This window comes from Psychrobium sp. MM17-31, assembly GCF_022347785.1.
In the GTDB taxonomy this organism is placed as follows: domain Bacteria; phylum Pseudomonadota; class Gammaproteobacteria; order Enterobacterales; family Psychrobiaceae; genus Psychrobium.
This window is the reverse complement of record NZ_JAKRGA010000005.1, coordinates 1-24,229: the sequence shown is the minus strand read 5'-3', so window position 1 is coordinate 24,229 and position 24,229 is coordinate 1. Positions and strand designations below refer to the sequence as shown.

Below are 24,229 nucleotides of genomic sequence, written 5' to 3'. Positions count from 1 at the left end.
AAAAGTCAACAATGGACGAAGGTCCTAGATTCAGTTATCTGCAGATGTCAGCGATACGGTAAGTACTGGTGTTGTAGCACGCATCATCGACTAATATTTGGCTTAGCCGAATATATGTTTATAAAGGCCGCTTTTTAGCGGTCTTTTTTATGCCTTGAGAAAATAGCTAATCTGCCGCTCTCAAGAGTCAACAATGGACGAAGGTCCTAGATTTAGTTATGTGAGACGTCTAGGTGCTGGTGTTGCAGTACGTATATCATCGACTAATATTTGGCTTAGCTGAATATATCGATTAAAAAGGTCACTTCGGTGGCCTTTTTTATGCTTCGAGAAAAGCTAGAGCCCGAGCCGAGGATGAACGGGCAGGGTTTAAGCTCCTGCAAACCCTAAGTACCGACATCCTTGTCGGCAATGCCGCGAAGCCATGGATGGCTAGGAGCGGTAATGCTCTTCACGCGCGCGAATCTGCCGCTCTCAAAAATCAAAAATGATTGTTCTAAAGAATATGGAATGCAGTTTATTCTAGTCTTAATTTGAATAATTCTATTTTCACGTTACGGAGTAGTTCAGCATCTATTGTTGAGAGCATATATCCTTCAAGCTTGAAGTTATTAACATTGTACAAGTTAAGTGTCTTTAACTCTCCACCATCTTGAATTATTACTTCAATGTTATTGTTAAAGAATTCAGAGTTTTCGGGTTTAAACTCTATTACAAGAACATCATTGCTACCGTTAAAGTATTCTAATAGTCTAGAGTTTTTGTCTCTGTATAGCTCTAAGATAAGTAAGCGATATTTATTATTGACTAAAGCTGTACCTATCCATAACCCTTCATCTGAATTATCGTATTTTTTAAATTCTTCGAATCTGGAATGAAATTCTTCAAGAAACTGGAGAGCCGAAGACTGACGCTTTTGTGGTTGAAGTTGATAGGTAGTACTTGTAATAACCTTCTTATTTTTATCAAGCGCTATTTCAATAACATGAAATCCCGAAACTCCATGAGGTGTTAGTATTAATCGCCTAAATGCTCTGTCTCGCTTGTCGTACGGGAGGTCGATTGTGCACTCTGAGCTGCTACATTGCACATCTTTGTCATTAAAAGGTATTTTTTGAATTTCTCGTAAACCGCTGATCATCCGGATTGAATACAAAAATTGTTTCCCGTCTTCATTGCGCTTGAGTAGCTTAAAATATTTATTTTTATTATCAACGCCTTCCCATAATCCTGATTGTGAGATGAGCTCACTAGCGTCTTTAGCGTATGCATGCGCAGTTACTAAACAGCATGCGAATAGCATGAATTTCCCTATTAATTTCCCTATTAATTTCATCTTATTAAGTTCTTAAATTGTTTGGGGCTATCCTACGCGATATTTATATGTTGATCGACTTGAGATAAGTATCTTCTGCTAATTCTTCTTAAGAATTAATACCTTCAAGTAGAAAATCAGCAATAAAAAAGGCAAGCCATTTGGCTTGCCTTTGTGTTGGTGATAACTAATCAGAGATTAGTGTAAACCACCTAAGTATTTAGATAGTGCATCGATTTCAGCATCAGTTAATTTCTTAGCTGTATCTACCATCATGCCTGAAGGATCGTTTGCACGTTCGCCAGAGCGGAATTTCTTAAGTTGTGCTGCGATGTATTCTGCGTTTTGGCTAGAGATTTTAGGGAATTTCGCTAAACCACTACCGTTACCACGTGGACCATGACAAGAGATACATGATGCGATGTTACGCTCCATGTCACCGCCTAGGTATAGTTTACGTGCTACTTCTACAACGTTTTCTGGCGTAGTGCCGTAAGTTGCAGTTTGAGACTCGTAGAATGCCGCTAGGTCCATCATGTCTTGTTCAGTTAGTGTAGCAACCATACCTGCCATTGTTGGATCTTTACGAACGCCAGATTTGAACTCTTTTAGCTGTTTTACGATGTAGTCAGCGTGCTGACCAGCTAATTTAGGGTAGGTGTTTAGAAGTGTCTTGTTACCAACGGCACCATGACAAGCCATACAGGTTGTTGATTTTGCTTTACCAGCTTCAGCATCACCTTTGGCATTTGCGCCGCCAACTAGTCCAACTAAGAGTGTTAATGCGATTGCTACATTTTTCATGACGTCTCAACTTTTTACGGAATTATTAAGATTGCTATTACTCACATGCGACCTTGGCATGCTAAACTTGTTTTAATTTTCATAATTGTACATGAAAAAATTAAAAAGTAATCAGCCAAGCGCTGTTTGACTTAAGTTTTGGAGCAAAAATTGTGTTAGATCTAAAAATAAACTTTGAAGCGGCCTCATTTTTGACGAGTGCGCCCAATATATCCCATATGCATATGCCTGCAGATTTGGGGTATGAGATTGCCTTCGCAGGCCGCTCCAATGCTGGAAAGTCGAGTGCTCTAAACACTATTACCCGTCAGAAAAATTTAGCCCGTACCAGTAAAACTCCTGGCCGTACTCAATTGATCAATATCTTTAGTCTAGATCCGCAACGTCGTTTGGTGGATCTTCCGGGATATGGCTTTGCCAAAGTACCATTGGACATGAAATTAAAGTGGCAAAAGTCCCTCAGTGAATACTTACAATCACGTCAATGTCTCCGCGGTTTAGTAGTAATGATGGATATCCGTCATCCACTAAAAGATCTTGATGTAAATATGATCCGCTGGGCGGTAGAGAGTGATTTACCAGTATTGGGCTTGTTGACTAAGTGTGACAAGTTAAAATCTGGCGCTCGTAAAGCCGCGGTTTTAAAAGCTAGAAAAGACTGTGAGGCTTACGGTGGCGATATCACTATTCAGGCGTTTTCGTCGCTTAAAGGCTTGGGTAAAGGCGAAGCAATTAGTGTGATGAACAAGTGGTTACAACCAGACGAAGAGCTAGTCGATGACAGTGAGTCAGATGACGAACAATTCGTTGAAGAATAATCGAGGAGATTGGCGAGAGCAATTCAAGGCAATTGATTCGCTATTAACTCAAACACGGCAATATTGGCAGATATTGCCGTTTTCTTTTGTAAATCTTCCCTGGAGCGATAATCGCGAATTAATTCAAGCCCTTGATATGTTATCTCTCGATGATATTGATAAGCTTGATAGCGATGATCACGCACTACGACAGTTTCTTTCTCCGTTGATTGGTGAGTCGTTAGATATCATTACTGATTTACCAGTGAAACCCAGTACGTCAGCTGATGTAGCACCTCATTTTAATGCGGGAATCAAAGGTCGTAAGTGGTCTCAAATTCAACATTTTTCATCCTTTATTAAGCCAGAAAACTCGCCGATATTAGAGTGGTGTGCGGGGAAAGGGCATTTGGGGCGTCTAGTCGCGAAAACACAGCAACGTGATGTGTTGAGTTTGGAGTGGCAAAAATCATTGTGTGAGCAAGGCAATGTACTCGCTAAAAAACACGATGTTTCTCAGCAGGTGGTTGAAGCGGATGTATTTGACAACCAAGTGAAACAACATGTTAAGTCTTGCCAACACGCCATTGCATTACATGCTTGTGGTGATTTACACACGCAGTTGTTAAAGGTTGGTAGTGAAAAAGCGTTAGAGCGTGTTTCTATCGCGCCGTGTTGTTATCACTTGATTAAAGCACCTCATTATCAAGCGTTGTCATCTGTAGCAGCTGAAAGTAGCTTAAAATTGAGCAAGTTAGATCTTAGCTTATCGATGCAACAATCTGTTGTGTCGGCGACGAGAGAGCAGCGCCATCGTTATACCGAAGTCTGTTGGCGTTTGGCGTTTGATGTTTTACAGCGTCAAATTAGAAATGTAGATGAATATTTACCTTTGCCATCAATAAAACAGTCGATCCTGACAGGTTCATTCGAAGCCTTTTGTCAGTGGGCTGCGGCGCAAAAGAATCTGTTGTTGCCGCAAGATGTTGATTTTAATCGGCTTGAAGCTCAAGGATTCGCACGTTTTATCGTTAATCGAAAGATTGAAGTGGTCACTCATGCATTTAGACAATTGCTTGAGCGGTGGTTGTTGCTAGATAGAGTGCTTTATCTAGAAGAGCAGGGCTATGAAGTCGCTTTGTTTAATTTTTGTGAGTCTTCAATTACGCCGCGCAATGCGATGATTCAAGGCATAAAAAAGCCCGCAAGTTAAGCGGGCTATGTATTCTCAGGTCTATAACTAGACTTTAAATTCTGAGACTAGATTTCTAAGAGTTAGGGCTAAGTTGGCTAGTTCTACTGATGCTTCAGCTGTTTGACTAGAGCCTTTGGCACTTTCCATACTGATACTCGAAATCGAGTTGATATTACGATTGATATCAACAGAGGTTGCACGCTGCTCTTCTACGGCACTGGCAATTTGCGTATTCATTTCTGCAATCGATGCAACTGAATTAGATACCTCTGAAAAAGCTCGCTCTGCGGTGGAAGATTGTTCTACCACATCGCGGGTTAACGTTTGGCTTTGTTCCATTGCACCAACCGCTTGCTCGGCACTGAGTTTTAGTTTATCAATTACAGCGCCGATTTCACTGGTCGATGTTTGGGTACGCCCTGCAAGCGCACGGACTTCATCTGCTACAACCGCAAAGCCGCGGCCTTGCTCACCGGCACGGGCTGCCTCTATAGCGGCGTTGAGGGCGAGTAGGTTAGTTTGTTCGGCTACGCCTTTAATGACATCGAGCACGGCAACAATTTCGCTACTGTGGTTCTCAAAATCGCGAATAACTTGTGAAGCTTGTTCGATTTGACTAGCAAGTAGGTTTACTGAGTTGATGGTATTACGCATTGTTGCATGACCTTGGCTACTCTGTTCATCAACTGTTTTAACGGCGTCGACAGTTTCATTAAGGTTTTGCGCCACTGATTCAACAGTGATGGTCATTTGTTCCATCGCAGTAGCAACTTGCGCTGTTTGGTTTTGTTGTTCGTCGAGTAGATTACTATTTTGTTCCGTGATCACTGACGTTTCTTCGGCAGCGGTCGCAATTAAATTGGCGTTGTCGGAGACTTTAGTTATGCCGTCGTGAAATTTGGTTAACATTGAATTTAAGGCGGTGGACGCAGAGCCAATTTCGTCGGTAGATAAAGACTTTAAGCGATAAGTAAGATCAGAGCTATCTTCAATAGTATTGATGCTATCACTTAAACGAACAATAGGAGCACTAATTGAAGCAGCAAAATACCAACCTGCAACAACACCGCCCACAATTAAAACGGCGCCAATTATTACCGCATAAATTTTAATTGAACTGCTCATGGCAATGGCATCTTCAAATGCTTCCGCTTCATCAAGTTCTGCGAGAATTGCCCAAGTTTGGCCATTGAATGAAATCGGAGCATAAGCAGACAAAACCGGAACATTGCGGTAATCATTGATGATCTCAATGCCACTTTGGCCGCGCAGAGCATCGTTTGCTGTATTACTATTGACTGGCTGTAAGCTAATTGCTGTGCCTTTATCTTCAATTGCACTAATTACATTTTGTGCCATACCTGCTGCTTTAATTGCATTGAGGTAACCAGCTTTATCCTCAATCAAGAAGCGGCTTTGTGAGCGCAGGGTTTTATCTGGGCCAACGAGATAAGTTTCGCCTGAGTTGCCTAAGCCGGCATTGGCCCAATCACTGTTATGCGTCATGATTTCGTTGAGTTTGCCAATTGGCATTTGGAAAACTAGCACACCAATTTTTTCGGAGCCGTCGAAGATTGGTGAGGCAATGAATGCTGCTGGCGATTCATAAGAAGGGCCGTAGGCAGCGAAATCTTCAAACACCGAAACTTGATTATCAGCAAGTGCATTGGTTTTGCTAAATACTTTTGCTAAGCCTGAATTTGAAAATGAGCCTTGAGTTAACGAAGTGGCATAGTCGAGCTCTTTAAATACTGAGTAAACAATATCACCAGTGTTACTGTCGACTAAAAAGATATCGTAGTATTCAAATTGTTCTAGGTAATCTTTAATCGATGGGTGATAGAGGCTGTGGACGGTGTCGTAATCAGTGTTGTCATAAAGGGAATCTTGAAGGTGTTTTTCGCCTAGGCCGTTAGAATTTTGTTGAATGAGTTTATGTTGTAATAATACGGCGGTATCAGAAAGATTTGCTAGCCATTGGTCGATATTGGCTGATGTACCGTGATTTTGTTTTTCGTATTCTGGATTGAATTGAGTTCGGTAATAAGTCTTTAATTCTTCGCGTGCTAGCTCAATAGCTTGAGGGCTTTGCTGGCTGTAGTTGTTATAGGCACTACTAAACTGGCGCATCGCATCGACAATCATGCGATCGTTGGAAAAGGTTTTGACCTGCTTGTTGAGGGTATTGAGGTAATCTTCAATGCGTCCTTTAGTAATATCCCGCACCGCGGTCAAGCGAGACTTACTTGAGTCTTCCAGTGCTTGATACGCACTAGATGATGCTGTGTAGCCAAGTACGACAGATGAAATAATAATTGGTAATGCCACTAGCAATCCTGCACCAATTAATATTTTGGTCTTCAAATTCATAACTCAGTCCTTCATAAAATTCATTACAACAGTATTTTTTCCATGCCTACACAGATATTTTTATAAATTTTTGGTAAAAATGTGATCGGCTTATAAATAAACCTATCTAATAAATTATTAGATTACAACTCAAATGTCATGAAAAAGAACTAGCTTTACCGAAGATCAACTAAAATCTTAGCGTTTACAAATTGTATTTATTTTCAATTAGTTGACGATGAAAACTAATGTGACGTGGCGAGAGTGAAGTTGGGCGAGTTAATACTAAAGAATAGAAAAATAAAGCCCCTACAATGTAGAGGCTTTGACTATGGTGTCAAAAATTTTTAAAACACAAAGTGCTCGCTATCGATTGCTGCTAAGGTATCGTTACCTGCTTTTATCATTTCTACGTGACTTAGTGTACGAGGAAGAATACGAGCAAAGTAGAATTTAGCAGTATCAACCTTAGCTTGGTAGAATGCCTGGTCACCTTCGCCTTCAGCTAATTTAGCCAGTGCCACTTTAGCCGATTTAGCCCAGAAATACGCTAGTGAAACATACCCTGAGTACATTAGGTAATCGACCGATGCTGCACCAACTTCATCTTGGTTTTGCATCGCTTTCATGCCGATTTCCATGGTAATTTCACCCCATTGCTTGTTGAGATCTGCAAGTGGTTTAATAAATTGTTCCATGTCAGCAGTATTGGCTTCTGCTTGCACAAATTTGTGGATGATTTTAGTGAAGTTTTTGAGTAGTTCGCCTTGGCTCATTAGTACTTTACGGCCTAGTAAGTCGAGAGCTTGAACGCCAGTGGTGCCTTCATAAAGCATTGAGATACGTGTGTCGCGAACGATTTGCTCCATGCCCCATTCTTGAATAAAGCCATGACCACCAAAAACTTGTACGCCATGATTAGCCGCTTCATAACCCGTTTCTGTCATGAAGGCTTTCATGATCGGTGTTAGGAATGATAGTAAATCACTGGCCTGTTTACGCTCTTCTGGTGATGCTGCACTGTGTGCTAGGTCATTTTGCTGTGCACCGAAATAGGCCATAGCACGGTTGCCTTCGGCAAACGCTTTTTGGGTAAGTAACATACGGCGCACATCAGGGTGCACAATGATAGGGTCTGCAGCGCCCTCAGGATTTTTTGCACCGCTTAAAGAACGCATCTGTAAACGATCTTTGGCATAAGCAACTGCTCCTTGGAATGAGCCTTCGGCGGCTGCTAAACCTTGAATGGCGGTACCAATGCGCGCGCTATTCATAAAGGTAAACATACAGTTTAAGCCGCGATTTTCTGGGCCAATTAAGTAACCTGTTGCGCCATCAAAGTTCATGACACAGGTTGCGTTACCGTGAATACCCATTTTGTGTTCGAGTGAACCACAACTCACGGCGTTTTGTTCACCAACGTTGCCGTTAGCATCTAAGTTAAATTTAGGAACAATAAATAATGAAATACCTTTGGTGCCTGAAGGCGCACCAGGTAAACGAGCTAGCACGATATGAATGATGTTTTCTGACATGTCGTGCTCGCCAGAAGAGATGAAAATTTTAGTACCTGAGATTTTGTAACTACCATCTTCATTTGGCTCGGCTTTGGTGCGTAGGAGACCTAAATCTGTACCGGCATGTGGTTCAGTAAGACACATAGTACCTGTCCATTCGCCACTGATAAGTTTTGGAAGGTAGGCCGATTTTTGTTCGTCGGTACCGTGACTGGTTAGGGTATTCATACAGCCGTGGCTAAGGCCTGGGTACATGCCCCACGACCAGTTTGCTGTACCCACTAGTTCACTGATAATAGTGCTTAATGATTCTGGTAATCCTTGGCCACCAAATTCTGGATCGTGAGCCAGTGATGGCCAACCACCCTCAACATATTGCTGATAAGCTTCTTTAAAGCCTTGCGGTGTCGTGACACTGCCGTCTTCATTACGAGTACAACCTTGTTGGTCACCTATTTGATTGAGTGGTGCCAAAACTTCTTCCGAGAATTTAGCGGCTTCGCCAAGAATCGCGTTGACGAGATCGGCTGATGCTTCTTCTCCATTTGGCAGGCTGGCGTAGTGTTGTGGAAAGTCTAACACTTCGTTCATTACAAATTCGATATCTTTTAATGGCGCTTTAAAGTCAGGCATACTCACCTCAAATTGATTGTTATTATTTTTGATAATGTTTCACTTGCTATGTAAACATACGTTTGAAACATTTGTTGGGATCGATATTATCAGTCAATTTTGTTTTCGTATAGAGTATCTACTCAAATTGTTGCTATTTTTTTGAGCGAACTTGTGTAAGGTCAAATAGACTTAATGACTTATTTTCGGCAGGCATAAAAAAACGCGAGTTAATTAACTCGCGTTTTTTATATTGATTAGGCAGGCTGCTGTTAGCGTGTGCCGAATACCACGATGGTTTTACCATGGGCGGAAATAAGCTCTTGCTCTTCCAGTAATTTAAGCACTCGGCCAACTGTTTCACGAGAACAGCTAACGATTTGGCCGATCTCTTGGCGCGTAATTTTAATTTGCATGCCGTCTGGATGAGTCATCGCATCTGGTTGTTTACATAAATTAAGTAAAGTTTGTGCGATGCGACCTGTAACGTCTAAGAAAGCTAAATCGCCAACCTTTTCGCTAGTGCTTTGCAAGCGATCAGCCATCTGCTTAGACAGCTTCATCAAAATCTCAGGGTTGGTTTGTACTAATTGCTTAAAACGAGTAAATGAGATCTCAGCGATAGTACAAGATTCGCGAGTTTTAACCCACGCCGTGCGTTCTGGCTCGTCTTCAAATAACGCCAGTTCACCAACAAAGTCGCCTTTAGACAGGTAAGATAAAATCATCTCCTTACCTTGTTCGTCTTTAATTAGCACAGCAACGGAGCCGTCGATAATGTAGTAAAGCGTATCTGCTACGTCACCACGGTGAATAATGGTACTTTTCTTTGGGTATTTATGTAAATGACACTGTGATAAAAACCAGTCGATAACAGGATCTTGCTGCGGTTTTTGAATAATTGACATAAGCCCTCTTTGCATTTTTAAGCGATATTGAAATAGTAGTCGATAAGCATTGATTTATCTATCGATAACAATGACTTTAACGCCATTCGATACAACTATCAAAAAAAATTCGTAATTAAAAATTTTAAAACGCTTTTAGTTATAAATTAATTTACTTTTTTCAAAACAGTGACTTGGTGCACCAAAATGGTTGTTTTACGCTCAAAAATAGTGCAAAAGAATTATAAAAATTTTATCTAACCCTTTTAATCTTCAAGAAAATCAATCAATAATAAATTTGGTCTAGTTAGTGCTTCATAGCAAACATCACTTTTTAACAAGGAATTACCATGAAGAAAACTGCATTAATGTTAAGCGCAATAACTCTTGCTACTGGTCTATTTACCACCTCAGCTCAAGCTGTCGATGGGTTGTCGGCTAACGCGTCCGTGACTAATAATTATATTTGGCGTGGTGTAACGCAAACCGATGATCAAGCAGCTGTATCAGGTGGTATTGATTTTAATGCTGAATCTGGATTTTATGTTGGCGCATGGGCGTCAAATGTGAAATACGGTACAGCAAATTCCGAATTAGATCTTTATTTGGGTTATGGTTTTGAAGTAGGCGAACTGACATTTGATGTTGGCTATCTAAATTATGGCTATCCAGCAGGTGAGGATTTAGATTTTTCAGAAGTTTATGCCAGTGTTAGCTGGGAGTTTTTAACTGTCGGCTACAACGTATTGGCTGATTCAGATGCTGGCGGTGATTTTGGCGATGATGATTACATCTTCGTTGATATGGCATTTGAAGTTAGTGATGGCTTAGAATTGGGCTTCCATTACGGCTCATCTAGTTTTGACGCGGGTGGCGATTACAGTGATTATGGCATTAGTTTAAGTAAGAATGGCTTTAGCTTCGGCATCACTGATACAGATAAAGATGGCGATGATATGAAAGTTGTCTTGAGCTACTCGTTAGACTTCGATCTTTAGACTTCCCTCGCGACATTAACTCGATTTATCTTCCCTGTGTTAGATTGCACGGGGGAGTATTTATCACTTCACCCATAGAGTTCCGTCCTGTATTATTGCGCTTTCGATTCTTGATATGAGATTGCGTAATGAAAGACTTTCTAATTGCTCCTTCAATTTTGTCAGCGGATTTCGCCCGTTTAGGCGAAGATGTTGAGCGTGTAATTGCGAGTGGCGCCGATGTTGTGCACTTTGATGTGATGGACAATCATTACGTACCTGCATTAACTTTTGGCCCGGCTGTATGTAAAGCACTACGTAATTACGGCATTACCGCACCCATTGATGTTCATTTGATGGTGTCACCCGTCGATTCATTAGTGCCGCAATTTGCCGAGGCTGGCGCTTCTATCATTACCTTCCACCCTGAAGCATCACAGCATGTTGATAGAACCTTGCAACTTATTAAAGATAGCGGTTGTCAGGCGGGAGTCGTGTTAAATCCAGCTACGCCGTTAGCTTGTCTTGAATATATTATGGATAAGCTCGATGTTATTTTATTAATGTCGGTTAATCCGGGCTTTGGCGGTCAGAAATTTATTCCGTCGACCTTAGATAAACTTCGCCAAGTTAGAAAATTAATCGATGACAGCGGTTATGACATTCGCCTTGAAGTAGATGGTGGCGTTAAAGTCGACAACATTGCGGAAATTGCCGAAGCTGGCGCCGATATGTTTGTAGCAGGCTCGGCTATCTTTAATCAGCCAGATTACAAAGCAGTCATCGATCAAATGCGTCAAGAATTAGCTAAATAGATAAAATTAAACAAAGAGAAATAATCATGTCAAAACCTGTGGTATTAAGTGGTATTCAACCGTCTGGCGGTTTAACAATTGGTAATTACATCGGTGCTATTAATCAGTGGCTGCCAATGCAAGAAAACAATGATTGTTTCTTTATGTTAGCTGATTTACATACTATTACCGTGCGCCAAGATCCAGAAGTGATGCGCGAGCGCGTTTTAGAGTGTTTAGCCATGTACATTGCTTGTGGTTTAGATCCGAAAAAGAGCACTATCTTCACCCAATCTCAAGTACCTGAGCATGCACAGCTTGGTTGGATCTTAAATTGTTATGCGCAAATGGGCGAACTTAACCGTATGACTCAGTTTAAGGACAAGTCTTCGCGTCATTCTCAAAACGTAAACGTTGGTTTGTTTGGCTACCCTGTTTTGCAGGCGGCTGATATTTTACTTTACCAAGCAGATAAAGTGCCTGTTGGTGAAGATCAAAAGCAACATCTTGAATTAACTCGCGACATTGCCACGCGTTTTAACAATCTATACGGCGAAGTGTTTAAACTTCCTGATCCTTACATCGCTAAGGTGGGCGCTCGTGTAATGAGCCTGCAAGATCCATTGAAGAAGATGTCAAAGTCTGACGATAATGCTAATAACTTTATTATGTTATTGGACGAGCCAAAGAAGATTGAGAAAAAACTAAAGCGCGCAGTAACAGACTCTGATGAGCAAGCGCGTATTTACTTCGACAATGAAGAAAAACCAGGTGTTTCTAATCTACTCACTTTGATGTCTTGTATGACGGGGCGTTCAATTGACGAGATCGTTCCAGAGTACGAAGACAAAATGTATGGCCATTTGAAGAAAGACACTGCGGAAGCTGTATTGTCAGTGATTGAACCGCTGCAACAACGTTATTTCGAATTGCGTAAAGATGAAGGTGAATTGCTGAATATCATGAAGGATGCTGCTGAGCGTGCTTCTGAAAAAGCATCTCAAACTTTAGATAAAGCAAAAGATGCATTGGGTCTAATTTCGGTTTAATTAATCGAGATTAAAACATAAAAAAAGCAGCTATTTAGCTGCTTTTTTTGTTTTTGATGCTTGCTAAACCATAAGTTGGTAAGCAAGTGTGTGCTGTTTAGCCCAGTTGAGTAATTCAACGCGGTTGCGACACTCGGTTTTTCTAAAAATAGAATACAAATGCGTTTTAACCGTGTGAGGGCTGATGTTCAGTGAGTCGGCAACCTCTTGGTTCTTCGCGCCCTGACACACTAACTTAATAATAGTTTTCTCACGCTTGGTTAAGCTTTCTGCTAATGGTTGAGAAGGCTGAGTTGGAGCCTGCATGCTCGTTGGCATATTTTCAAACAAGCTTGCTAGTGTTTGGCTAAGCACTTTACGAGAGAACCACCATTCGCCATTCATTAAACAGCGCAGGCCTTTAAGCAATTGGTCTGTTTCAATGTCTGTATAGAAGGCCGCTTTAATACCCATTTGTACACAGATATATTCATTAACAGAGTCTTTAGTCACATTGATTAAAGCCAGTTGGTGCTTGCGACTAATATCGTTAATTTGCTTGGGAATACCGTGTTGATCGATTTCCAAATTACGCGAGTCTAATAACACTATTCCATCAGGAAGTTGATTAACCTGCTCAATTTGGGTGGAAACGATTTTTAGATCTAATGTTTGCAATATCAAAGTCAATTTTGATAATGCACTATCAGAAACCGTTGAAACTATATATATCGGAGTATTTTTCATCATTACCTTTCGTAAATTCTATTTTCCTATAGTGCAATTGTAGGAAAGGGTTACTAATACAAAATTATTATACAAATATAACTTAGCAGGGAATTGGGAAAAGTAAAATTTAATTGAAAATTCTTTAGTAGAATCTCAAGTAGCCGCTCCCATCCCTCTAATTGGCTACTCACTCCGACTATAACAACGTTGACGACCTTTACTGCATCGACAAGCCAAAGACACTTGGAAACACAATGAGCATTGCAAGCACCGCAATTTGGATCATGATAAAGGGAATTACGCCTTTATATATGTCCGTGGTAGCGACGCCCTTAGGAGCAACTCCTTTGAGATAGAACAAACTAAACCCAAAGGGCGGTGTCAAAAATGACGACTGCAAATTCATTGCTATGAGTATAGCAAACCAAATCATGTTTATCCCTAAAGATTCAGCAATTGGTACTAAAATAGGCACAATGATGAATGCGATTTCCACGAAATCGATAAAGAACCCTAAAATAAGGATGGCAATCATTGCAAGCGCGATAAAGGTCCACTTCTCTCCTGGTAGCTGTAGCATAAAGTCTTCAACTAAGTAATCACCGCCGGTATAGGTAAATACCATTGAAAATGCCGTGGCACCAATGAGCACAGCAAATACCATGGCGCTCACTTTTGATGTTTCTTTAGCGCTATCGAGGATCATTTTGATATTAAATTTTCCGCTAAATAACGCTAACACAATAGCTCCAACACCACCTAAAGCCGACGATTCTGTCGGAGTTGCAATACCCGAGAAAATAGAGCCCAGCACGGCCACGATGAGTAGTAGCGGAGGAATGATATAAATCACCGCTTGGATTAATGCTTTGCGTTTTTCTTCTTGTGGTACTGAGATCGCTGGCGCGCGTTCAGGATGACGCCATGCGACGTAGGTGACATACAAAACGTAACCGAGAATAAGTGCAATACCTGGCCAAAGAGCGGCCTGGAACAAGTCACCAACAGGTAGTCCCATAACGTCACCGAGAATGATCAAGATAATTGATGGCGGGATAATTTGTCCGAGCGTTCCTGAGGCGCAGATAACGCCAGTGGCGAGGCGTTTGTCGTAGTTGTATTTCATCATTACCGGCAGTGAAATAACCCCCATAGCAACAACTGAAGCGCCAACAACACCTGTTGAGGCAGCTAGAAATGCGCCAACAATAACCGTTGAAATAGCCAAACCACCGCGCAGTTCGCCAAACAAGGTGGCCATGGATTCAAGCAATCGCTCTGCAAGTTGGGATTTTTGCAAAACGACACCCATAAAGATAAACATCGGTACTGCCATTAAAATGGTGTTTTCCATGATGCTCATTATGCGATACGGCATAAATGCGAATAGATCGGGCCCCATTGCAAACCAACCAAATAGCAGCGAAATACCAGCAAAGGTAAAGGCAATTGGATAACCTAAGAACAGCAGACATAACGCCGTTATAAATAGCACTATACCTATCATAAAGCCTCTCCTTGAGATGATTTGTTTGGCTCACTGCCATTGGTCAATACGACTAGCTGCTCGATAACGACATAGATTCCGCACAGCACAGTAAAACAAAATGAGGCGGGTATGGCGCCTTTGATAATCCAGCGATGGGTTAAACCACCGGGATCGCCGCTGCGTTCGCCAGACTGATATGCCTCGTTGGCAAAATCGTAGCCGTAATAGATGATGAGTAAGCTAATGGGAATTAATAGTGCAATAGTGCCGACTAGATTGATAATGGCCTGAGTTTTTACGCCAAGCTTTTCATAAATAATATCGACTCGGACATGGGCATTTTCTTTGAGGCTATAGCCGATACCAAATAAAAACATGCAAGCGAAAAGGTGCCATTCAAGCTCTTGCAGGCCTATGTCGACATCGTCAAACAAATAACGACTAACGACGTTGTAAAAAATGGTTGCTAATAAAACGATGACAGAACAGGCGACTAGCACACCAACAAAGTCGATGATTTTCGCAAGTAAGTCTCTTAAAAATATAAACATAATGACGTAACTACGGCTGAATATCAAGCACAAAAACTAACAAGAATTTGGGAAATAAAAAAGCCCTATCTCACGATAAGGCTTGTTCGGATTATTTAGCGCTATTGAGGTACGCTTGATCAGAAATGTTAGTCCAAGGACGAACTTGCTCAACGTAGTTGCGTTGAGAGTCGATGATTTCTTTAGTGAGTGGATCTTTAGCTGCAAAGTCTTTTAGCAGTTTTTGATTAGCTTGACGCAGCGCGTCCATTACATCGCTAGGGAAGGTTTTAATCTTCACGTTTGGATAGTCTTTGCTAATGCTTGCTAGGTTTTTACCAGACTCGTGGGTAGACAAGGTGTACATATCATAAGCCGCTAAGCGCATCGCTGTTTTTAGGATAGCTTGTAAATCTTTTGGTAGCTTCTCGTAAGCACGCTTGTTAACCATAAATTGCAACTCAGCACCTGGCTCATGCCAACCCGTGTAGTAGTATGGGGCAATTTTGTGGAAACCCATGCGTAAATCAAGCGACGGACCAACCCATTCGAGTGCGTCAATCGTATTGCGCTCAAGTGCGGTGTATAGCTCACCTGCTGGGATATTAGTTGGCTTGGCGCCTAACTGCGCTAGTACTTCACCAGCAAAGCCGGGAATGCGCATTTTTAGCCCTTTGAGATCATCTAGGCTGTTGATTTCTTTTCTAAACCAGCCGCCCATTTGATTACCTGTGTTACCGCCTGGGAAGGCCAAGATGCGATGTTTATCGTAAACCTTCTCCATTAACTCCATACCACCACCGTGATAGAACCATGCATACTGTTCTGAGGCCACCATGCCAAATGGCATTGTAGTAAAGAACATAGTGTTAATGTCTTTGCCTTTGTAATAGTAAGACGCGGTATGACCCATTTGATATTGGCCGGCTTTTACCATGTCTAGTACGCCTAACGGAGCTTTGTGTTTATTGCGCGAGTGAATTTGAATAATCAGACGGCCATCGGACATTTCTTTAACCATCTTGGCCATGTTTTTACTGGCATCGCCAAAGATCGGGAAATTGGTCGGCCAAGTTTCGGCGAGCTTCCAGCGGTGAACTTTCTTAGCTGCAAAGGCACTGCCACTGGCCATTAAGCCAATTAGAACAGTAGAAATAAGTAACTTACTTTTTATCATTTTTGTCGCTCCGTTACATTTGTTTAACATGAACCTATACAAAACTGATTCAAAAGGCAATTAAACGTTGGGCGTAGAGGAAATAATAAAAATATAAGGGGAGTAGAAAAGGAATAATATTCAGCGATGACCTTGGCCATCGCTGACGAATTGGGGGAAAGACTAGTAACCAGCTTTGGCTTTTTCAGCTTTCTCGTGCTGCTTCTTCATAGCGTCAGCAATTTCGGGCGCTACGTAATTCTCATCGTGTTTGGCTAAAACTTCAGTCGCCACTACAACGTTGCCTTCTGCAAGTACGCCATTAGCGACAATGCCTTGGCCTTCTCGGAATAGGTCTGGTAGTAAACCTTCATATTGAACCGTAACTTCGTGTGTTGCGTCAAAAACGACAAAAGATACTTTGAGGTTTTCGCTGTTTTTGACAACTGAACCTTCTTTCACCATACCGCCTATACGTAGGCGTTGGCCGACAACTGGCTTTTGACCAGTATCATCTTTACCGCCCACGATTTCATGAGGCGTGTAAAACAAGTTAATGTTTTGGCTTAAAGAATAAAGCACTAATCCGACAACAGCGGCGAAACCGACGAAGATAATGGAAATGATGGTGAGGCGCTTTTTACGTCTTGGATTCATTAGCTTTTTTATCCTTTCTCATTTGTTTTAATTTTTGCTCATGCTCGGCGCGCTTGGCGATTTGCTTTAATAGTGATTTACGGCGACGTACGCTGACAATAGTCAGAGTTAGTAGCAGTGCGAAGGCAATACCATATGACCACCACACGTAAAAACCGTGGCCGCCCATGGCGATAAAGTCGCTGAAACTGTCAAAGTGCATTATTTCTCTCCTTCTTTAGCGGCCATTTCTCTGACCCAAGGACGCATTGAGTTGCTTGCTAGCACTTCATTTCTAAAACGAACTAAAGTTAACGCGCCAATCATTAAGGCAAAACCAAGGATGTTAGTTAGCAGTGGCCATAACATTTCTGTGCTCATCGAAGGTGCATCAAGCTTTGAAATTGTTGCTGTTTGATGAAGGGTGTTCCACCACTCAACAGAGTATTTAATGATTGGAATATTCACCACGCCTACTAAGGTTAGGATGCCAGCGGCGCGACTGGCTAGTGCTCTATCGTCAAAGGCGTTGTGCAGTGCAATGACACCGAGATATAGGAAGAGTAAAATTAAATATGAGGTTAGGCGTGCGTCCCAAACCCAAGACGTGCCCCAAGAAGGTGCGCCCCAAATTGCACCTGTGATAAGCGCAATTGCGGTTAACGTTGCACCAATAGGAGCCATCGCCGCGGCGGCAGCATCGGCCAGTTTAAGTTGCCAAACCATTGAAATTAGAACGGAAGTGGCCATGGCCATATAAACACTTAAAGAAAGTGTAGCGGACGGCACGTGAATATAAATGATGCGGTAATACTCTTTTTGATATAGCTCAGCTGGGGCAAAGGCTAGGCCCCAAGTGACACCGATAACTAATAGCGTAATACTCGAGATAGCAAACCACGGCAACAGGGTAGTTGCCAGCTGATAGCTGCGCTCTGGTTTGGCGTATGGATGTAACCACTTCCACATAATCTATTTACTCACCTAAAAATTTTAAATTAATTGGTACTCACACGCAGTGCGGCACTCACAGCAAAGGGGCTAAGAGTTAAGGCCAGCACAAGAAGCGCGGATATAATTGCTATATGTCCGCTGTAAGGCATGCTGAGTGCTGCTGCTTCTATGGCAGCTGTTGCAAAGATCAACACCGGAATGTACAGCGGTAAAATTAATAAACTCAACAACACGCCGCCTTTTTTAAGGCCGACGGTTAGTGCGACACCAATAGCGCCAATTAGGCTGAGTACTGGTGTGCCTAGCGCCAATGTTATCATAAGCGCGGGATAAGCGAGTGTTTCCATGTGTAGCATTAAGGCTAACAATGGTGCAATTAGTATGATTGGTAGGCCTGTTAGTAGCCAATGAGCGCTGATTTTAGCCAGCACCATAATAAATAATGGCTGTGGACTAAGCAGCATTTGCTCTAAGGTGCCATCGCTATAGTCGTTTTTAAAGAGACGCTCTAACGACAATAATGCTGATAATAGTGCTGCCACCCAAATAATACCCGGCGCTATACGGGTAAGTAAGTTGGTTTCAGGGCCAACGCCTAATGGAAATAGCGTGATAACAATAACCAAAAAAATAAGCGGATTGAGAAAATCGCCTTTGTTATGCACAGCAACTTTTAAGTCGCGGTGCATAACTTGCCAAAAGAGTTGGCTATAGCTCAGAGGTTTAGGTGCTGACATTAGGCAAGCTCCTCTAAGTTGATGCGTTTTGCTGAGGTATTGGCAATTTGTAACTCTTGATGGCTGGTAAAGATAATGGCGCCGCCGTTGTCGATATGAGTTAGGAACAGTCGTTCAAGCTTAGCGACACCTGCTTTGTCGATGGCTGTAAAAGGTTCATCGAGGATCCAAATTTTGCTGGTACTTTGCCATAGACGCGCTAAAGCAATACGTCTGTTTTGGCCTGCCGATAAATGGGACGCATAGCTATCTTCAAAACCTGAAAGATTAACTTGTTCAATTGCTTGGTCCATCGCCTGCGTTTCATCTTGTTGCAAATTGAGGCTAAACGAGAGATTTTCGACTGCGGTTAACTCGCCTTTAACGCCAGCCAAATGGCCGATGAATGTGAGATCTTGATAATATTCTTCACGACATTTGGTAATTGCTTGTTCTTGATATTGCACCTCACCTTCGTAAGGTAAAGACAAGCCAGCGAGCAATCTAAGTAAGCTGGTTTTTCCCGCGCCGTTTGGCCCTTCAATCTGAATGAGATCGCCGCTGTTTACGTCAAACGATAGTTCGTCGAACAATATGCGATCTTCTCGAATACAGGTTAATTGATGGGCGCGCAGTAAACAGCTCATGGTTATTCCGCTACTTTATCAATGACTAGTGAATATGGGGTGTCGTTATCTACATCGGCACGTTCGATCATGCCGTGGAGATCGCCAGGCTTAATCCCTGGGCTGCCGGTTTGAGAAATAACGGCAAATAAACGTACTTGTTTGTGCTGGCTAATTTTACCAGCAGGTGTCATTGCACGAGTATCATCAAGACGAATTGAAAGTGGTAAATCACCAGCGCTGAGTTTTACGGCGGCTAATGGCATGCGCGGGCCTTCGCTAGCAATTGCATATATGAAGATTGTTTGTTCTGGGGTGAATTTACCAGCCAATGCGTCGCTAATAGAGACTTCAACGTCAACGCCGCTGTTAGATACTGCTACTTCTTCAATTTCAGGCATCGGTTGGCCTGTCATTTCTAGTCGTTGCTTGGCATTGTTAATGGCATTGGTTAGCGCTTCAACATCAGTGCCTGGGCGACCGTTATTTATCACGCGCTGCCAAATGACGATGGCAGGGCCGTAGTTGCCGTTAACAAAATTATCCATACCTTGCAGAACTAGTGTTGACACGTCATTAGGATCTAACGCCAATGCTCGGTCGATCAGTGTTTGAATTTCGTCATTCATTTTCTGATCGTTTTTGTAATACAACGCTTGAGCTTGTGGACCGATAAACTCTGCGTGTTCGCCAACCATTTCAATAAGTTTGTTAAAAGCAGCAACTGCCTTGTCAAACTGCTGTGCTGAAATATAGAAGTGAGCGAGGTTAAACAACATCTCACTGTTGTTCGGATTCTCGGCAACTTTGTCTTCTAACACTTTGAGCGCTTGAAGGAATTTTTGCTGCTGTGATTTTGATTGTTCATTTTGAGCCATTGCCTGCTCAATTTGTTGTGATGAGCCAATCTTTAAATACATATATACAGAGCCGGAAATCATTAAACCGCTGAGAATGAGCGGTAACATTATCGAGTGTGATTTTACTTGTAGCTCTGTTGTTTGTGCGGACTCTTGAATTAGTTTACGGCCAAGTTCGGCTTTTAATTCGTCGTATTCGCTTTGGTCGATACGGCCTTCGTCGAGTTGAGTATCTATTTTTTCTAATGAGCTTAAGTAACTTTCCTTGTTGGCGTCTTGGCGTGAGTTATCGGATTTCGCTTGAATATTACTATTGCGAGCATAAGGCCACCATAAAATAAGAAGTGCTAACAGCACAATAATGCCAATTGCTGTCCAAAGTTCTGTTGTCATGAAGTGACTCACTGCCAATATCGGAAAAAATTGGTGCTGATTGTACGTTAAATTAGCCCTTGTGGTATAGCTATCACACTAAAATTTATGCAGGATCAAGTTACAAAAAATAAATTTTCCAATAAGTGAAACTTTCGTCAAATTTTCCTGTCAATCGTGCTTCGCCTATAGACTTTGTCATGTGAAAAACTGCGAATATTTGATCTTTATTAGTTAATCTAATATCGAATCAGGTATTATAGGCGGCCGATGCATTACGCTGTCTTGAGATAGCATTACTTTAATACTGAGGAAGTGAAATGATCCCTGAGTTAGGAAATTTCTCCTTTATTGTCGGACTGATGTTCGCCGTTGCCTTAAGCGTTGTGCCACTGGTTGGGGTTGCGCAAAACAATTTGAGTCTAATTCGTTATGCTAGACCACTCACCTTCGGTATGTTCTTTTTTGCGGCATTGAGCTACGGACTATTAACCTACAGCTTTATCGTCGACGATTTCTCTGTTTATTACATCGCGCATCAATCAAATACTGAATTACCAATACAATATAAAATTGCCGCAGTGTTCGGTGGCCATGAAGGCTCGTTATTGTTTTGGGTATTAACCTTATGTGTTTGGGCACTGGCGCTGGCTTATACGAGTCGCCAGCTCGAAGAGGCATTTGTTGCAAGAGTACTCTCTATTCTAGGGATGATTGCAGCGGGCTTCTTCTTATTTACTCTAATTACTTCAAACCCCTTTGAACGTATCTTGTGGGATATTCCCACACAGGGCCGAGATTTAAATCCCTTACTACAAGATATCGGTTTGATTCTTCATCCGCCGATGCTCTATTTAGGCTATGTTGGTTTCTCAGTGGCTTTTGCTTTTGCTGTTGCGGCGTTACTCAGTGGCAAAATGGATGCGGCATGGGCGCGTTGGACTAGACCTTGGACGCTTGCTGCTTGGGCATTTTTAACTATTGGTATTGTACTTGGTAGTTGGTGGGCATATTACGAACTAGGCTGGGGCGGCTGGTGGTTCTGGGATCCGGTTGAAAACGCGTCATTTATGCCGTGGCTCGTAGGGACTGCACTTATTCACTCATTATCTGTTACTGAACAACGTGGTCAGTTCAGAAACTGGACAGTGTTACTGGCTATTTCGGCATTCTCGTTAAGTTTGTTGGGAACTTTCCTAGTACGATCTGGCGTGCTTAATTCAGTTCACTCATTTGCCGCCGATCCGTCACGCGGGATGTTTATCCTTCTACTATTAGCTATCGCCGTCATTGGCTCTCTCACCTTATTTGCTTTTAAAGCGAGCTCGTTACGTGAACCTTCGAATTTTGAATTATTGTCGAAAGAAACATTAATATTGCTCGGAAACATCGCACTAGTGGTTGCAACGGCAACAGTATTGCTAGGTACGCTTTATCCATTATTAGTGGATGCACTTGGTTACGGCAAAATTTCAGTGGGGCCTCCGTTCTTTAATACCGTCTTCAACCCTATAATGGCGGTGATGGTAGTTATTATGGCGGCAGCGCCCATCATTCGTTGGAAAAAGAATAAAGCAGGCACCTTAATCAATGAGCTTGGTCTAATTGCTGTTATTAGTGTTGTCTTTGGCTTAGCGTTTCCATTTATTTACGGCGGTGAGTTTATTGGTTGGGTTGCCATCGGTATGGGATTAGCATGTTGGCTGACTTTAGGGACATTGAAAAATACTCACACTAGTATTAAAGATCGCAACGGTAAGCTTGATATTACCCGCCCAACCCAAAGTTACTGGGGAATGGTTATTGCTCACCTTGGTATTGCGATTGGTATTGTTGGTATCACATTAGTCAGTCATTATGAAACTCAACTCGATGTGCGAATGGACAAAGGCGACCGCGTTGCATTAAGTGGCTATGAATTTTCACTACAAGCCGTTGATCCAGTTGAAGGGCCAAATTATAGCTCACAACGCGCAACTATTATTGCGTACCAAGATGGTGAGCAGGTCGCTAGCTTACAGCCAGAGCGACGTGTTTACCGTGTACAAACTATGGGCATGACGGAAGCTGGAATTGATAGCACCATTACACGCGATCTATTTGTTGCACTTGGCGATCCGTTAGATAATGATGCTTGGGCTGTACGAATTTATGTAAAACCATTCATTAACTTATTGTGGTTGGCTGGTTTTGTCATTATGGCAGGTGGCTTCTTATGTATGTTCGACAAGCGGTATCGCCGCAAAGCTACGGCAAAAGAAACTTCAAAGTCTGCACAAGTATTTGCATAGGGAATCACTATGAAACGCGTATTACTCTTTTTACCGCTAGTTCTATTTTTAGCGATGGGATTTTTCTTATATAGAGGGCTGTATTTGAACCCACAAGAAATGCCATCAGCGTTGGAAGGTAAACCAGTTCCATCTTTTAAACTTCTGACAGTGAAAGATCAAAATCGCGTTGTTACCAATGCAGATTTAAAAGGACAAGTTTATTTACTTAATGTCTGGGGTACTTGGTGTGCGGGCTGTAAAATCGAGCACCCCTATCTACTTGATATTGCAAAGAGTGGGCTACCTATTTACGGCATTAACTTTAAAGATGAATTGAATGCTGCACAGCAATGGCTAGAAGACTACGAAGATCCGTACCAGTTTACCGTTTATGATTCTGACGGGCGACTAGCTTTGGATTTAGGCGTGTACGGTGCACCTGAAACATTTGTTGTTGATGATAAAGGCATTATTCGTTTACGCTTTGCAGGGATTTTAGATCCAACAGCGTGGAACACTAAGATTAAGCCTTTAATTGAGTCAATAAAGGCTGGTGAATAATGAAAGCAATATTACTTAGTTTAGTTTTTTTGTTTGTAGCTGGCTTTAGCTCAGTCGCCAATGCAAACTCTGTAGAAACCTATACTTTTAGTAAGCCAGAATATGAAGTTCGTTTTCACGAACTTAATAAAATACTGCGTTGCCCAAAATGTCAGAACCAAAACTTATCAGATTCCAATTCGCTTATTTCTCAAGATCTGCGCCGCGAAGTACGTCGTCTGCTAGAAGAAGGGCGCAGTGATGAACAAATCATGGAATATATGGTCATGCGTTATGGCAGTTTTGTACTCTATAAGCCAAGGCTTGATCGCGTAACTTACTTCCTCTGGTACGGGCCCATAGGTTTTGGTATCTTCGGGCTCTTAATTGTTAGTTATATTGTCATTCGCCAGAAACGTAGAAATGGCAATCAACAAAAAGAAGAGACGGAAACTGCTACAAATACAAGTTTGACTGAAAAAGAACAAGCAGAATTAGATAAGCTTTTAAAATAATACATATCTAGGACAGCATTCGCTGTCCTTTTTTATACATGGCGTCGATAAAATAGCCGTATTTGCCAGAATAATGTGACCGGATCGTAGTTTTGATCGCCAATTGAAATAAAAGATCAAAAAAGCTCTTGCCAAGTTAAATTGGATCTCTATAATGCGCATCCACTGACACGGCGGGACAGCTTCTAAAACGAAGTAACAACGCGGGTTAGCGAAGAAAGCAACGTTTTAAATAAACTTTAAAAATTATTTAAAATTAGTTGTTGACTTCAAATAAGGATTGCGTAGAATGCGCAGCCCTAACGCAACGAAGCACAGTGCTTTGAAGCGTAACTCCCTCAAACGAGGTTGAGTTAAAACGTTCTTTAAAAATTAGTATTCAAATAAACTGTGTGGGCATTTGAAGTTAAGAATCACTTAAGCATTTATTGCTTTGGAACTTAATGACAATGCCTATGCAAATAGACAGAATTCATTGAGAACCTAAATCAAATTTTAATTGAAGAGTTTGATCATGGCTCAGATTGAACGCTGGCGGCAGGCCTAACACATGCAAGT

23 protein-coding genes and 1 rRNA gene are annotated in these 24,229 nt (G+C 41.9%); 9 read left to right on the top strand and 15 right to left on the bottom strand.

Annotated features, from left to right (window positions below; all coding sequences use genetic code 11):
• Positions 1-517 precede the first annotated feature (517 nt).
• Both MHM98_RS14830 and MHM98_RS14825 read right to left on the bottom strand, forming a co-directional pair.
• Complete coding sequence (locus MHM98_RS14830; protein WP_239440148.1) at positions 518-1,336, bottom strand: hypothetical protein; 819 nt, start codon at positions 1,334-1,336, stop codon at positions 518-520.
• Between the two features lie 177 nt (positions 1,337-1,513).
• A complete protein-coding gene (locus tag MHM98_RS14825) occupies positions 1,514-2,119 on the bottom strand; it encodes a c-type cytochrome (protein ID WP_239440147.1) in 606 nt (201 codons plus the stop codon).
• 152 nt (positions 2,120-2,271) lie between these two features.
• Between MHM98_RS14825 and yihA the strand changes: the two genes are divergently transcribed.
• A complete protein-coding gene (gene yihA / locus MHM98_RS14820; protein WP_239440146.1) occupies positions 2,272-2,937 on the top strand; it encodes a ribosome biogenesis GTP-binding protein YihA/YsxC in 666 nt (221 codons plus the stop codon).
• Entirely contained in the window at positions 2,912-4,129 is a 1,218-nt protein-coding gene (locus MHM98_RS14815; protein WP_239440145.1) for a methyltransferase, read from the top strand. The genes yihA and MHM98_RS14815 overlap by 26 nt, the downstream gene beginning before the upstream one ends.
• Before the next feature lie 27 nt (positions 4,130-4,156).
• Here MHM98_RS14815 and MHM98_RS14810 read toward each other — a convergent pair whose 3' ends face one another.
• From MHM98_RS14810 to crp, 3 genes are all read right to left on the bottom strand, one after another.
• Positions 4,157-6,481, bottom strand: coding sequence for a methyl-accepting chemotaxis protein (locus MHM98_RS14810; protein ID WP_239440144.1), 2,325 nt, complete (start codon positions 6,479-6,481; stop codon positions 4,157-4,159).
• A gap of 326 nt (positions 6,482-6,807) precedes the next feature.
• Positions 6,808-8,610, bottom strand: a complete 1,803-nt coding sequence (locus MHM98_RS14805; RefSeq protein ID WP_239440143.1) for an acyl-CoA dehydrogenase C-terminal domain-containing protein — start codon at positions 8,608-8,610, stop codon at positions 6,808-6,810.
• Between the two features lie 251 nt (positions 8,611-8,861).
• Positions 8,862-9,497, bottom strand: a complete 636-nt coding sequence (crp, locus tag MHM98_RS14800) for a cAMP-activated global transcriptional regulator CRP (RefSeq protein ID WP_239440142.1) — start codon at positions 9,495-9,497, stop codon at positions 8,862-8,864.
• A 329-nt stretch (positions 9,498-9,826) separates the two neighbouring features.
• Between crp and MHM98_RS14795 the strand changes: the two genes are divergently transcribed.
• The 3 genes from MHM98_RS14795 (at position 9,827) to trpS (ending at position 12,296) form a co-directional block, all read left to right on the top strand.
• Positions 9,827-10,474, top strand: coding sequence for a TorF family putative porin (locus MHM98_RS14795; RefSeq protein WP_239440141.1), 648 nt, complete (start codon positions 9,827-9,829; stop codon positions 10,472-10,474).
• Between the two features lie 128 nt (positions 10,475-10,602).
• Positions 10,603-11,268, top strand: a complete 666-nt coding sequence (gene rpe / locus MHM98_RS14790; protein ID WP_239440140.1) for a ribulose-phosphate 3-epimerase — start codon at positions 10,603-10,605, stop codon at positions 11,266-11,268.
• A gap of 26 nt (positions 11,269-11,294) precedes the next feature.
• Positions 11,295-12,296, top strand: a complete 1,002-nt coding sequence (gene trpS, locus MHM98_RS14785; RefSeq protein WP_239440139.1) for a tryptophan--tRNA ligase — start codon at positions 11,295-11,297, stop codon at positions 12,294-12,296.
• A 63-nt stretch (positions 12,297-12,359) separates the two neighbouring features.
• Here the strand turns inward: trpS and MHM98_RS14780 are convergent, their stop codons facing one another.
• The 10 genes from MHM98_RS14780 to ccmI all read right to left on the bottom strand — a co-directional run bounded on the left by MHM98_RS14780 (position 12,360) and on the right by ccmI (position 20,364).
• Entirely contained in the window at positions 12,360-13,025 is a 666-nt protein-coding gene (locus tag MHM98_RS14780) for a response regulator transcription factor (protein ID WP_239440138.1), read from the bottom strand.
• Positions 13,026-13,221: 196 nt separating this feature from the next.
• Positions 13,222-14,511, bottom strand: a complete 1,290-nt coding sequence (locus tag MHM98_RS14775) for a TRAP transporter large permease subunit (RefSeq protein ID WP_239440137.1) — start codon at positions 14,509-14,511, stop codon at positions 13,222-13,224.
• Positions 14,508-15,044: a TRAP transporter small permease subunit gene (locus MHM98_RS14770; protein WP_239440136.1), complete on the bottom strand. Its 537-nt coding sequence runs from the start codon at positions 15,042-15,044 to the stop codon at positions 14,508-14,510. The genes MHM98_RS14775 and MHM98_RS14770 overlap by 4 nt, the downstream gene beginning before the upstream one ends.
• A gap of 91 nt (positions 15,045-15,135) precedes the next feature.
• Positions 15,136-16,200 (bottom strand): TRAP transporter substrate-binding protein, encoded by a 1,065-nt coding sequence (locus MHM98_RS14765; RefSeq protein ID WP_239440135.1) that lies wholly within the window; start codon positions 16,198-16,200, stop codon positions 15,136-15,138.
• A gap of 162 nt (positions 16,201-16,362) precedes the next feature.
• Complete coding sequence (gene ccmE, locus MHM98_RS14760; RefSeq protein ID WP_239440134.1) at positions 16,363-16,836, bottom strand: cytochrome c maturation protein CcmE; 474 nt, start codon at positions 16,834-16,836, stop codon at positions 16,363-16,365.
• The gene (gene ccmD, locus MHM98_RS14755; RefSeq protein WP_239440133.1) at positions 16,820-17,038 is read right to left on the bottom strand and encodes a heme exporter protein CcmD; all 219 of its coding nucleotides are present in this window, start codon (positions 17,036-17,038) and stop codon (positions 16,820-16,822) included. Before ccmD ends, ccmE begins: the two co-directional genes overlap by 17 nt.
• The gene (gene ccmC, locus MHM98_RS14750) at positions 17,038-17,784 is read right to left on the bottom strand and encodes a heme ABC transporter permease CcmC (RefSeq protein ID WP_239440132.1); all 747 of its coding nucleotides are present in this window, start codon (positions 17,782-17,784) and stop codon (positions 17,038-17,040) included. The genes ccmD and ccmC overlap by 1 nt, the downstream gene beginning before the upstream one ends.
• 29 nt (positions 17,785-17,813) lie before the next feature.
• A complete protein-coding gene (ccmB, locus tag MHM98_RS14745) occupies positions 17,814-18,506 on the bottom strand; it encodes a heme exporter protein CcmB (RefSeq protein WP_239440131.1) in 693 nt (230 codons plus the stop codon).
• Positions 18,506-19,132 (bottom strand): cytochrome c biogenesis heme-transporting ATPase CcmA, encoded by a 627-nt coding sequence (gene ccmA / locus MHM98_RS14740; RefSeq protein WP_239440130.1) that lies wholly within the window; start codon positions 19,130-19,132, stop codon positions 18,506-18,508. Before ccmA ends, ccmB begins: the two co-directional genes overlap by 1 nt.
• Positions 19,133-19,134: 2 nt before the next feature.
• Positions 19,135-20,364 (bottom strand): c-type cytochrome biogenesis protein CcmI, encoded by a 1,230-nt coding sequence (ccmI, locus tag MHM98_RS14735; RefSeq protein WP_239440129.1) that lies wholly within the window; start codon positions 20,362-20,364, stop codon positions 19,135-19,137.
• A gap of 299 nt (positions 20,365-20,663) precedes the next feature.
• Here ccmI and MHM98_RS14730 point away from each other — a divergent pair, with 299 nt between their 5' ends.
• The 4 genes from MHM98_RS14730 to MHM98_RS14715 form a co-directional block, all read left to right on the top strand.
• Positions 20,664-22,634: a heme lyase CcmF/NrfE family subunit gene (locus MHM98_RS14730; protein WP_239440128.1), complete on the top strand. Its 1,971-nt coding sequence runs from the start codon at positions 20,664-20,666 to the stop codon at positions 22,632-22,634.
• 9 nt (positions 22,635-22,643) lie between these two features.
• On the top strand, positions 22,644-23,177 hold the full coding sequence (locus MHM98_RS14725; protein ID WP_239440127.1) for a DsbE family thiol:disulfide interchange protein: 534 nt from the start codon (positions 22,644-22,646) through the stop codon (positions 23,175-23,177).
• A complete protein-coding gene (locus MHM98_RS14720) occupies positions 23,177-23,671 on the top strand; it encodes a cytochrome c-type biogenesis protein (protein ID WP_239440126.1) in 495 nt (164 codons plus the stop codon). The genes MHM98_RS14725 and MHM98_RS14720 overlap by 1 nt, the downstream gene beginning before the upstream one ends.
• 496 nt (positions 23,672-24,167) lie before the next feature.
• A 16S ribosomal RNA gene (locus MHM98_RS14715) occupies positions 24,168-24,229 on the top strand; the annotation flags it as partial.